The 12,041-nt window shown below is 41.0% G+C and carries 9 protein-coding genes; 2 read left to right on the plus strand and 7 right to left on the minus strand.

Annotation, left to right across the window (positions count from 1 at the left end; all coding sequences use genetic code 11):
* Nucleotides 1-11 precede the first annotated feature (11 nt).
* The 3 genes from EZ437_RS00795 to EZ437_RS00805 form a co-directional block, all read right to left on the minus strand.
* Nucleotides 12-2,807, minus strand: coding sequence for a 2-oxoglutarate dehydrogenase E1 component (locus tag EZ437_RS00795; RefSeq protein ID WP_131592214.1), 2,796 nt, complete (start codon nucleotides 2,805-2,807; stop codon nucleotides 12-14).
* 65 nt (nucleotides 2,808-2,872) lie between these two features.
* Nucleotides 2,873-3,751 (minus strand): MerR family transcriptional regulator, encoded by an 879-nt coding sequence (locus EZ437_RS00800; protein ID WP_165500316.1) that lies wholly within the window; start codon nucleotides 3,749-3,751, stop codon nucleotides 2,873-2,875.
* A gap of 97 nt (nucleotides 3,752-3,848) precedes the next feature.
* The gene (locus EZ437_RS00805; RefSeq protein WP_131592218.1) at nucleotides 3,849-5,138 is read right to left on the minus strand and encodes a DASH family cryptochrome; all 1,290 of its coding nucleotides are present in this window, start codon (nucleotides 5,136-5,138) and stop codon (nucleotides 3,849-3,851) included.
* A gap of 186 nt (nucleotides 5,139-5,324) precedes the next feature.
* Here EZ437_RS00805 and EZ437_RS00810 point away from each other — a divergent pair, with 186 nt between their 5' ends.
* Together EZ437_RS00810 and EZ437_RS00815 are read left to right on the plus strand one after the other, a co-directional pair.
* Nucleotides 5,325-6,233, plus strand: coding sequence for a TIGR01777 family oxidoreductase (locus EZ437_RS00810; protein ID WP_131592220.1), 909 nt, complete (start codon nucleotides 5,325-5,327; stop codon nucleotides 6,231-6,233).
* A complete protein-coding gene (locus EZ437_RS00815) occupies nucleotides 6,230-7,534 on the plus strand; it encodes a cryptochrome/photolyase family protein (protein ID WP_131592222.1) in 1,305 nt (434 codons plus the stop codon). Before EZ437_RS00810 ends, EZ437_RS00815 begins: the two co-directional genes overlap by 4 nt.
* A gap of 4 nt (nucleotides 7,535-7,538) precedes the next feature.
* Here EZ437_RS00815 and EZ437_RS00820 read toward each other — a convergent pair whose 3' ends face one another.
* From EZ437_RS00820 to EZ437_RS00835, 4 genes are all read right to left on the minus strand, one after another.
* Nucleotides 7,539-8,420 (minus strand): FKBP-type peptidyl-prolyl cis-trans isomerase, encoded by an 882-nt coding sequence (locus EZ437_RS00820; RefSeq protein WP_131592224.1) that lies wholly within the window; start codon nucleotides 8,418-8,420, stop codon nucleotides 7,539-7,541.
* Between the two features lies 1 nt (nucleotide 8,421).
* Nucleotides 8,422-8,907 (minus strand): FKBP-type peptidyl-prolyl cis-trans isomerase, encoded by a 486-nt coding sequence (locus EZ437_RS00825; RefSeq protein ID WP_131592226.1) that lies wholly within the window; start codon nucleotides 8,905-8,907, stop codon nucleotides 8,422-8,424.
* Between the two features lie 124 nt (nucleotides 8,908-9,031).
* Entirely contained in the window at nucleotides 9,032-10,822 is a 1,791-nt protein-coding gene (locus tag EZ437_RS00830; RefSeq protein WP_131592228.1) for an acyl-CoA dehydrogenase family protein, read from the minus strand.
* Between the two features lie 40 nt (nucleotides 10,823-10,862).
* Entirely contained in the window at nucleotides 10,863-12,041 is a 1,179-nt protein-coding gene (locus EZ437_RS00835; protein ID WP_131592230.1) for an acetyl-CoA C-acyltransferase, read from the minus strand.

The raw sequence follows: 12,041 nt of genomic DNA on the forward strand, positions 1-12,041 counted from the left end.
TATTATTTTTTCTAATCTACATTATATACTTTACTCACCGATTTTTTGGCGATCTTTTGCTCCTTTTCAGTAACCGGCATTTCAAACGCTTTGGCCAGAATATAAGCTTGTTGATCTGCATGCTGTTTGGCATATCCGGTAGCAGTGCTGCTGCTTTCCGATCTCGAGATCACTTCAATATCGTTAAAAATTGTCTTTCTAAGCCTACGTAATAAATAAGGCCATGCACCCATATTTTCAGGCTCTTCCTGTACCCATACCGCTTCTTCAGCATTTTTATATTTTTTATAAACTGCTTCCATTTGAGCGAGTGGAGTGGGGTAAAGCTGTTCTACCCTAACAATAGCCACCTTTTTAATCTGATCATTTTGTTGTTTCTCTAACAACTCATAATAGATTTTTCCGCTACAGAACAAGACTCTTGTTACGTCTGAAGACTTAACATTTAAATCTGCTATTACTTCCTGAAACTTGTTATCCGTAAACTCTTCCAGTTTAGAAACACATTGTGGATGGCGCAATAAACTTTTAGGAGTAAATACGACTAGCGGCTTTCTGAAATCGCGCTTAAATTGTCGGCGCAAAGCGTGGAAAAAATTTGCGGGAGTACTACAATTAACAACCTGCATATTGTAATCTGCACAAAGCTCCATAAAACGTTCTATTCTCGCTGACGAATGTTCTGGCCCCTGCCCTTCATAACCGTGCGGGAGTAACAGCACCAATCCATTTTCACGCTGCCATTTGGTTTCCGCACTGGCGATATACTGATCTACCACGATCTGTGCGCCGTTAAAGAAATCACCAAACTGCGCTTCCCATATAGTAAGCGCATTTGGATTTGCCATTGCATAACCATACTCAAAACCGAGCACACCATACTCAGATAAATGAGAGTTATAAATATCAAAGGGTGCTTGTTGTTCTGAAATGTTGCAAAGCGGGATATATTCCTCCTCAGAATCCTCAAGTGTTATTACTGCATGACGGTGAGAAAAAGTACCGCGCTCAACATCCTGTCCACTTAAGCGTACACGCTTACCCTCTGCCAGCAATGTCCCGTAAGCAAGTTGTTCACCCATCGCCCAGTCAAAGACATGGGTTGTGGTAGCCATCTTACTGCGCTCATCAAATAATTTCTCTATTTTTTTGAAGAACTTCTTTTCAGAAGGCAGGGTACTTATCCTTTTGGCTACTTCCAGCAAGGTAGATTTCTTAACTGAGGTATTTGGAGAAGATTCAAAATCTTTAGGAGTGGCTAAACGCATGTCAGACCACGCTCCGCCAAATTTCACATCCTGATAAGTAGATGTAATCTCTTTTGCTTCGTTCAGTCTTTCCTGCAATATACCCCGGAACTCTTTTTCCATTTCCTTGGCCAGGCTTGCTTCAAGCTTACCTTCACCTATCAGTTGCTGCACATAGATATCACGTGGATTGGCATGTTTTTCTATACTTTTATACAGCAAAGGCTGGGTAAATTTAGGCTCATCGGCCTCATTATGACCAAACTTTCGATAGCATAAAATATCTACAAACACATCATTTTTATATTTCTGACGGTATTCCATTGCCAGGTTAATGGCATATACCAAAGCCTCAGGATCATCTCCGTTTACATGGAATACAGGAGACAAAGTTACTTTCGCAATGTCTGTACAATAAGTACTTGTACGTCCGTCTTTATAATTGGTAGTAAAACCGATCTGATTGTTAATGATCAAGTGAATGGTACCGCCGGTCTTATAACCGTCCAATCCGGCCATCTGTATTACTTCATATACAATGCCCTGTCCGGCGACAGAAGCATCACCGTGAATTAATATTGGTGCAATACGGGCATTGTCCCCACCATATTTAAAATCAATTTTAGACCTGGTCATACCTTCTACCACCCCATTTACTGTTTCGAGGTGAGAAGGATTGGGGCAAAGGCTCAGGTGAACACTTTTCCCATTATTGGTAGTAACATCAGTAGAATAACCCAGATGATACTTAACGTCTCCGCCAAAAGGCGATTCTGCACTGTATCCTTTTCCTTCAAATTCTGCAAATATATCTTTATACGTTTTTTGCATAATATTGGCAAGCACATTTAAACGCCCTCTATGTGCCATACCAATTACAAATTCTTCTATTCCCAGCTCTGATCCTATTTCAATTATAGAATCAAGTGCCGGTATCAGTGATTCAGCACCTTCAAGAGAAAAACGCTTTTGACCCAGGAATTTGGTACCTAAGAAATTCTCAAAACTTACCGCTTCGTTTAGTTTCTTTAAAATCCTTCTTTTTTCATCCAGTGAAAAGTTGGGCGTATTGCGTGCACTTTCCATCTTATTCTCAATCCACTTAAGCACCTCAGGTGTACGGACATACTTATACTCTGCCCCAATTGACCGGCAATAAGTCTGATTTAAAAATGCGATGATCTCAGCAAGCGTTGCTGCACCTATCCCTATCTCAACACCTGAATTAAAAACGGTCTGAAGATCCGATTTATTCAAACCAAAGTTCTCCAAATCAAGTGTGGGCATGTGCTGGCGTCTCTCCCTTACCGGATTGGTTTGGGTAAAAAGGTGACCCCGCTGGCGGTAACCATTAATTAAGTTTAAAACATTAATTTCCTTCAAAAAATGCTCCGGTGTTTCTGAACTGACAGTCGCCCCGGCAGACCCTCTGCCAAAGTCAAATCCCTCAAAGAATTTTTGCCAGCCAAATTCAACCGAACCTGTGTCTTCTTTATAAGATTGGTATAATGATTCTATGTATTCTGCGTTAGCGCCGTTGAGATAAGATAAATTATCCATTATGTTTAATTGCTATAAGTGTTGCAAAATTAAGGATTTTTTACCTTAAAAAACAGGTAACCTGGTTATAAATCTTCAAGAAATTCCACCATATCACAAACGTTCTTTAGTGGCTTTAGCTGATCCTTTACCAGAACATCAAATTCTGATATCAAACTTCCTGCCACCAATAATGGAACATTGAGCGTATCCATTACTTTACTGATAACTTTATTGGGATCTCTGCCTAAATTTAAGGAGGTCAGCACAATAAATGCATAATCAGGCTTATAAGAATCGACTACTTTTTTTAAATCTGCATAAGGTATTTCAGCACCCAGGTACAATGTTTCGTGTCCGCATTTTTTCAGCAGGTACCTTGCAAACAAAAGACCTGTCTCATGCATTTCCTTTTCCGGCAGGAACAAAAGGAATCTTTTAGGGTCTTTGCGTTTTGGCTTTTTGACCTTATCAATCTCTACAATTATACGGTCACGTATCAGATTAGACGCAAAGTGTTCATGGGAAGGATCGATTGTACCTGTCTGCCACAGCATCCCTATTTTCTTCATGAATGGAAACAATACTATATCCATAGCCTTGATCAGCCCCATTTCCTTAATGCAGCCCCCCAGCGTTTCCGAAAAACTATCTTCATTATACTCAATTGCAGCATTTGATAAATTGAGTATCTGAACAGAATCGTTTTTCCAATCCGTTTTAAATTGCTTTACCAGGGTAGAAATATGTTCACGGCTCATGCTGGCTATCTTGCTGATTTTATAGCCATTTTCATTTAATGCTACAATGTTCAGCAATACCTTCAGATCTTCTTCATCATAATATCTGATATTTGTGGGTGTTCTCTTTGGCGGAACCAGATCATACCTATTCTCCCAGGCCCTGATAGTATGGGCCTTTATTCCTATTAGGTTTTCTATATCACTTATGGAGAACTTTTTCACGTTTAGACAACAAATGTTAAACAACTTTGTTTAAAAAACAATTATTGTTCAATATTTCTTCAAACAAAACTGGTTAGCGTTTAAAAAGCTGAATAAATTAAGTCAGGGAAGGTATACTAAAATCTGCAACATCAAGTATTTTGATTTGCTTTTCAAGGTCAAAGGTATTTTTTGATTTATGATCAAGCCCAGCTCCCGCCACGTTGGCCCAGTTACCCCAATTACTTGCTGGCGCATAATCAATTAACTTTTCTTCAAAATATATGGCTCCCTTTGTCCAATGAATCTTTAACACGTAGATCAGGAATGTAGCAACTAACAATCTGCCTGAATGATTTATAAAGCCCGATGTATTTAACTCAAGCATATACCTGTCTACCAGCAGATGTCCTGTAGCACCATTTTTCCATTTTAACAGCTGCGGATCGTCAACCGTATCCGGATTAGAAATTAACTCGCTCAGGCTTGCTTCATCAAAAAATCCTATTCCATGCTTTTTAAACATAAACCTGTAATAGTCCCGCCAAAGTAAGCCTAAAAGAATATGATTGAAATTGGAATTTGAGCCAAATTTACCTTCAGCTTCTTTGATCATCCAATATACTTTTCTGGGCGACAAACAACCCAATCCCAGCCAGACAGAGAGTCTTGAAGAAAAACCTGGCCTGTCAGCCGTACTTTTCGCAGGTTTCAAATAAACATCAGATCCAACTTCAACCAGTTCTGTAAGATGCCTGAGCCCTGCAGCCTCACCTCCAGCAGCATACCGATCTGTCATTACCCCCTCATCAAAAGTAAACCCAAGATCAGTAATCTCCGGAAGTTCCCCCCACTGTTCATTTTCTACAAATTCAATTTTCTCCGGCGCTTCAAAACATGATTTTACTATTGAATCACGTTCTGTTTTCTTTTTGAACTGAGCAAATATATCCGGGATGTCTTTTATTGGAAATGGCAAATCTTCTTTATTGTAAAGTGTATGCCCTATAAAATGCTTCAGATTAACCTTTTGCTGCCATAAAACATCTTCCACATGTGCAGATATTAACGTTTCTTCTGGCCCTACTTCACGGTGATGGTATACTTCAGAGATGTCAAATTGTGATACCAATTTTAACATATTGTCTTCTGGTTTGCCATGAACAATTAGCATGTCACCTCCTAACAACTGAAAAGCTTTTCTTAAAGCCAATACACTTTCCAGTAAAAACTGAACCCTGCTAATTCCCGTTTTTAAGGTTTCAAACCTGGTGGTCTCAAAATACCTTTCATCAAAAAAATAAACAGGCAGGACACTGTCGGATTTTGAAATAGCTTCCACTAACATTTCATTATCATGTAAGCGAAGGTCATTCCTAAACCAAACTAGTATTCTCTTAGATTTCATTAACTTGCTGCTGCGTTTTGTTTATATCAAACAAAAATATACGATTTATTATCTTAATAAGAATTGCTCAGGCAATATTTACATAAGCAAAACAAAAAATATGACATTAAGCCTGTTTTTTAAAACCATTAGCAGAAGGTTTGGGTTGTCTAAAAAGAAACTGTCACATAAAAAACAACATTTCGAATGAAGAAGCACATCCTGATTACAGGGGCAACCGGTACAGTAGGCAAAAAACTAATAAGTGAATTACATGCGAGTGGCCACACTATCTCCATCCTATCCAGGAAACCGAGTGCAATTAAGAATGCCAAAGTATATGTGTGGGACGTATATAAGCAACAAATAGATTTAAACTGCCTGACGGGTGTAGACACAGTTATCCACCTTGCGGGAGAAAACATTGCAGAGAAAAAATGGACTAAAGAAAGGAAGCAACAAATTATAGAAAGCAGAACATTCTCTACGGCATTACTCTACAAAGCAATAAAGGAAACTAATGCTCCTGTAAAAACCTTTATTTCTGCTTCTGCGGTTGGTTTTTATGGAAGTCGAGGAGATGAAATATTGACTGAAGATGCTAGCAGCGGTACAGGCTTTATGGCTACTTGCTGTAAACTTTGGGAAGATGCTGTAGATGAAGGAACTTCCTTAGGTTTAAGGATCGTAAAATTTAGGATAGGGGTTATCCTAGCCAAAGGTGAAGGTGCACTGGCCTCCTTAGAAAAACCAATACGGTTTTTTGCCGGAGCAGCACTTGGTAGCGGCACTCAGTGGATGCCCTGGGTCCACATCGACGATATAACGGCCATGTTTAAAAACGCTGTAGAAAATAGTGCATTCAACAGCACCTATAACGCGTGTGCACCATTTCCTGTCACCAATGCCACATTGACCAAAGTAGTTGCCAAACAACTTCACAGACCGGTATGGCCATTTAACGTACCGGAAAAAGTACTCGAGATGATCCTTGGCAAGATGAGTGCTGTAGTGCTTAACAGCACAAATACTTCCGCACAAAAAATACTGGATACTGGATTTGAGTTCAAATTTACCCATCTTGAAGACGCTTTGGCCGATATTTACCAAAAATGAAACAAGAAATCAGTATCTGCTGGCTTAGAAGAGATCTGCGGTTGCAGGACAATGCAGCTCTCTATCATGCATTGAAAAGCCCTCATCCTGTTTTGCTTTTATTTATATTCGACAAGAACATTCTCGGAAAACTAAGGGATCCACATGACGCAAGGTTAACTTTTATATACCAGGCAATTGAAGAACTACATACAGAAGTAAAGGAATATCAGTCATCAGTAGTCATAAAATATGGAAAACCAGAAGCATGCTGGAATGAAATACTAAGCACCTACACTGTAAAATCAGTTTTCACCAATCACGACTACGAGCCTTATGCAAAAGAACGGGATGATGCACTTGCAGAATACCTGGCCTCTGAAAACATCGGCTTTAAGACTTTCAAAGACCAGGTTATCTTTGATAAAGAGGAGATTCTCAAAGCCGACGGCAAACCATACACCGTATTCACCCCTTATTTCCGGCAATGGCAGCAAAAGCTCAATGAATTTTATATCAGCTCTTATCCTGTTAATAAATACCTTGGGAATCTATTTCAGACCAGTCCGTTCAACATTCCTTCTTTAGAAAATATGGGATTTAAACCATCCTCTAAAAAATTCCCTAAAAAGGATTTTGTAAGCAAATTAAATAGCTATGAGGCCAAAAGGGACTTTCCAGGAGATGACGCGACTACACATATTGGCCTTCACCTCAGATTTGGAACAGTAAGCATCAGGCATGCGGCAGCGCAGGCCTTAAAACAAAAAGCACATAAGTGGCTTTCTGAACTAGCATGGAGGGATTTCTATATGATGATCCTGTGGCACTTCCCAAATATTATAAAGTCATCATTTAAACCTGCTTATGACAATATCCATTGGCGAAATAATGAGGACGAATTTAAAGCCTGGTGCGAAGGCAATACTGGCTATCCCTTGGTAGATGCAGGTATGAGGCAGCTAAATGAAACAGGTTATATGCACAATCGGGTAAGGATGGTAGTGGCAAGCTTTCTGACGAAACACCTGTTGATAGACTGGCGATGGGGCGAAGCTTATTTTGCTGAAAAATTACTGGACTATGAAATGGCCAGTAACATCGGAGGCTGGCAATGGTCATGCGGTTGTGGAAATGATGCTGCACCTTATTTCAGAGTATTCAATCCGGAACTTCAGGCAAGGAAATTTGACCCTGAAAATAAATATATCGACCACTGGGTACCTGAATACAAACTACAAACCCATGTCAAGCCCATAGTTGATCATGCCTTCGCAAGAGAAAGGGTATTAAAAGTCTTTAAAGAAGCTTTAAATGAATAAGCGGCTAATTTGTCACTTCCACAATTTCAACATCAAAATCTAGACAGGTATTCGCTGAAAAACTCGGCTGTGCTGCATTACCATAAGCAAGGACAGAAGGAATAAATATCCTCACTTTAGCCCCCTTCTTAAATTTCTGAAGGATTAGCCAGCCCGGAATGGTCGCTGTAAGATTGGTTACAAAAGTGCCGGCGGTATTGGAATCAAAAACGGCACCCTCTAATGTCCGTCCAGTATAATTTACGGTAAGATCAGAAGTCTTGGTAATCACATCAGTACCCGTACCTGCTTCGTTAACCTGATAATAAACACCTGATTCATCTTTTGTTGCGACAATTCCTTTGGCCGTTAAAAAATCTTTAATATGCTGATCGTCCAATGCAGCCTGTGATTGGGCATAAGTTGTGATCGTCAAATCGATAGGGTCATTGGAGGGCACTCCTATAGTTGCCGATCCATTTTTGCCAAAAGCAAGGTAAGAAGGAAGTAATAGGCGGATCACAGCACCTGGCTTAGCGGCATTCAATGCGGTGATGATGCCCGGAATTTTCTTACCAAGGAATATATCAGTATAACCTACGAAGGTACCCAAATTATTTGTAGTTGGCGTACCGTAATAGGTAGTCCCTGAAGCTAAAGACTTTACATCTCCTCTATAACGGACAGAATCGGTATTGGTATAAAATTCCCCCGTACCCTGGCTTACGATCTGATAATAAAAACCAGAACCTCCCGGATCTGCCGTTGCCGTAAGGTGATTTGCAGCAATATAGTCTTGAATCTTACGATCATCAATACTTTGAACAGATTCATACTCCTTTTTACAGGAATTTAAAATGATCAAACTCAAAAGCACCAAAGTATATGAGGATATTGTTTTTAACATACTATTTATTTTTAAAAATTTTTTTTAAATCAATTGTAAAATCCAGCACTGCATTTCTGGGCAAATTACCCACCAGGTAATCTTTGTAGCCTAGTGGTGAAGGTATGAGCAATCTTATTCTTCCGCCCTGCTTAATTAATGGCAATCCTATCTTCCAGCCTTCTATAGACTTCTGAAGAACAAATCCATAAGGTCGCAGGTCATTAGCACTGCTAAAGGTCAGGGAATCGCCTAACAACCTGCCTTCGTATTCCACTACTAAACTATCACTCAAATCAGGTCTTTCTCCTGTCCCTTCACTGAGGATTTCGTAATACAGTCCACTTTCATCCCTCAACAAAGTGACATCAGTGGAATCTGCCCATTTTTTGATCCGTGCCTCGTCAACTGCAAGCTGTGCTTCCCCATCATAAACCGTCTTTTTTTGACAGGCAGAGAAAGCAACTAACAAGAAGAAGAATCCCAACAACAGGCTATTTTTCAACATAATTGACAAAAATACTCTTTTATTAGGGATAGCGCAATTTTTAACCAATTTTAACAATTATAACCACCATAAAAAACGCCCATGAATAATCACGGGCGTTCCAGTTTAATTATGAAAATGTTATCTAATAACAATATTTATTAGCAGCAATCACCTGCTGCGCTACTTTCTGCCTGACTTCCTTGACATTAAAAGGCTCCATCTTGGTAAACCTGCGTAAGCCCACCATCATCATACGCAACTCATCCCCCTCTGCAAATGCCCATAGTGCTTCTTTACCTGCTCCCTGAACAGCTTCAACCGCCTCCATAAAGTAGATCCTCATCAAATTAAGCTGACCTTCACAGGCTTCCGCACCTTTCAAACTCACCAACTTCTCGGTCCGCAGCATTGCAGATTCCGCCACATAAACATAGCCTGCCATGTCTGCAATATTCATCAGTATCTCCTGTTCTTTAGACAGGCTCATCATCAGCTTCTGTACAGCGGCACCTGCCACCATTAAAGCAGCTTTTTTCAGGTTAGTAATAATCTTTTTTTCTGCTGCAAACAGGGTATCATCTTCTTCTCCGAAATCAGGAATTGACATTAGCTCCCCTGCTACCGCGGTTGCCGGCGTCATCAGGTCCAGTTCACCTTTCATTGCCCTTTTTAGCATCATGTCTACTGTCAGCAACCTGTTGATCTCGTTCGTCCCTTCAAAGATCCTATTGATCCTCGCATCACGATACGCCCGGTCCATAGGTGCCTCGGCAGAAAATCCCATACCTCCGTAAATTTGAACACCCTCGTCCACTACATAATCCAACACCTCAGAACCCCATACTTTCAATATAGCGCACTCCACCGCAAACTGCTCAGTAGATTTCAGTTTTGCCTTACCGGCATCCATCCCTCCCGCTACAAGCGTATCATAAGCATCATCGATATTCTGCCCCGCACGGTAATTTGCCGACTCAACAGCATATACCTTTGCCACCATCTCTGCTATTTTATGTCTTATCGCACCATATTTAGAAATTGGCCTGTCAAACTGGATCCGCTCATTTGAATAGTTGACCGCTGTATCTATCACTGATTTTGACGCACCTATTGCCGCAGCCGCCAGCTTGATCCTTCCAATGTTCAGAATATTAACTGCTATTTTAAATCCATTTTGCCGCTCAGAAAGCATATTTTCCACAGGCACAGGACAATCATTAAAGAACACCTGTCTGGTAGAAGAACCTTTAATACCCATTTTATGCTCTTCAGGATTCATGGTGATTCCCCCAAATTCACGTTCTACAATAAAAGCGGTAAGGTTGGCGTCATCATCGATCTTCGCAAATACAATAAAAACATCTGCAAAGCCCCCATTGGTGATCCACATTTTCTGACCATTGATCAAGTAATGTTTGCCGTCGCCAGACAATTTTGCTTTTGTCTTTCCAGAATTTGCATCAGAACCTGAGTTGGGCTCAGTCAGACAATAAGCGGCTTTCCACTCCCCCGTTCCAAGCTTGGGTATGTATTTATCTTTTTGTTCTTTATTTCCGTAATATAGTATTGGCAAAGTACCAATACCTGTGTGCGCAGAAAGTGCAACAGCAAAGGAATGGCCGGCGCCTATAATATCTGCTACGAGCATAGAGGTATTGAAGTTCTTTCCAAATCCGCCATATTCTTCCGGTATGGAAACACCCAGAATTCCCAGCTCACCTGCTTTATCCATTAGCGACTGCATCAATCCATCCTCCTGCTGATCTATGCGATCAAGATTTGGGTATACCTCTGCGGCCAAAAAGTCCCTGCAGGTTTGTGCAATCATGTTTTGCTCTTCATCAAATTCCTCAGGAATAAATACATCCTGATAACTGGTCTCTGCTATCAAAAACTCTCCACCCTTAATTGTTTTTTTGTCTGTAGTTTCCATCTTTACTAAGTAATAAATTTTAAGTTCACTTATAACTCTGTTATAGCATTTCAAAAATACCGGCGGCACCCTGTCCACTTCCCACACACATCGTCACCATTCCATATTTCTGATTTCTTCTTTTTAATTCATTAAACAACTGTACGGACAACTTAGCCCCTGTACATCCCAATGGATGCCCAAGCGCGATAGCCCCACCATTGACATTCAAAATATCTGTGTTGATACCGAGTTCCCGGATGATAGCCAGCGATTGCGAAGCAAAGGCCTCGTTCAACTCAATCAGCTCAATTTGGTCTAAAGTCATCCCTGCCAACTTTAAAGCTTTTGGGATGGCATAAATAGGCCCGATCCCCATGATCCTTGGAGGTACGCCCGCTACACCATAACTCACCAAACGGGCTATTGGCTCAACACCCAGTTCTTTCATTTTCTTTTCAGAAACCACCAATACAAAGGCCGCACCGTCTGAAGTCTGCGAGGAATTACCTGCTGTAACGCTGCCATCTGCTGCAAAAACGGGTTTTAACTTGGCCAGCTTCTCTAAAGAGGTATCTGCCCTCGGCCCCTCATCTGTATCCACTACATAATTTCGCGTTTGCTTTTTCATATTGGCATCCAGGTAGTTTTCATTTACCGTGATGGGCAATACACCAGCCGCTAAATGACCATTTTTAATCGCTTCTACCGCCTTCATATTAGACTGATAAGCAAATTCGTCCTGATCTTCCCTGCTCACTTTATATTCATTGGCCACAGCCTCAGCAGTTAAGCCCATTCCCCAATACCAGTCAGGGTTATTCTTTGCTACATCTGCATTGGGTACTACCTTCCAGCCACCAAATGGCATGCCCGACATTACTTCTACCCCCCCGGCAATGATGCAATCTGCCATACCACTTTTGATTTTAGCAACTGCAGTGGCAATGGTTTCCAGTCCTGAGGCACAGTATCTGTTAACCGTTACACCCGGTACTTTGTCTGTATCCAGTCCCATCAAAGAAATCATACGGCCTATATTAAGGCCTTGTTCCGCTTCGGGAGTAGCGTTTCCTACAATGACATCGTCAATCTCCTCCTTGTTTAAAGAAGGCACCGAAGCCACCAGATGCCTGATCACCTCAGCCGCCAGATCATCTGCCCTGGTAAAACGAAACACACCCCGCGGGGCCTTGCCCACAGCTGTACGATATCCTGCTATAATATATGCTTCCTGCAT

It is taken from the genome of Pedobacter psychroterrae, assembly GCF_004331695.1.
Lineage (GTDB): Bacteria > Bacteroidota > Bacteroidia > Sphingobacteriales > Sphingobacteriaceae > Pedobacter > Pedobacter psychroterrae.

Bases quoted from the DNA above. Each gene is read 5' to 3' on its own strand.
- EZ437_RS00795 (WP_131592214.1), bottom strand. From the start codon at position 2,807: ATGGATAATTTATCTTATCTCAACGGCGCTAACGCAGAATACATAGAA.
- EZ437_RS00805 (WP_131592218.1), bottom strand. From the start codon at position 5,138: ATGAAATCTAAGAGAATACTAGTTTGGTTTAGGAATGACCTTCGCTTA.
- EZ437_RS00810 (WP_131592220.1), top strand. From the start codon at position 5,325: ATGAAGAAGCACATCCTGATTACAGGGGCAACCGGTACAGTAGGCAAA.
- EZ437_RS00815 (WP_131592222.1), top strand. From the start codon at position 6,230: ATGAAACAAGAAATCAGTATCTGCTGGCTTAGAAGAGATCTGCGGTTG.
- EZ437_RS00820 (WP_131592224.1), bottom strand. From the start codon at position 8,420: ATGTTAAAAACAATATCCTCATATACTTTGGTGCTTTTGAGTTTGATC.
- EZ437_RS00825 (WP_131592226.1), bottom strand. From the start codon at position 8,907: ATGTTGAAAAATAGCCTGTTGTTGGGATTCTTCTTCTTGTTAGTTGCT.
- EZ437_RS00830 (WP_131592228.1), bottom strand. From the start codon at position 10,822: ATGGAAACTACAGACAAAAAAACAATTAAGGGTGGAGAGTTTTTGATA.
- EZ437_RS00835 (WP_131592230.1), bottom strand. From the start codon at position 12,041: ATGCAGGAAGCATATATTATAGCAGGATATCGTACAGCTGTGGGCAAG.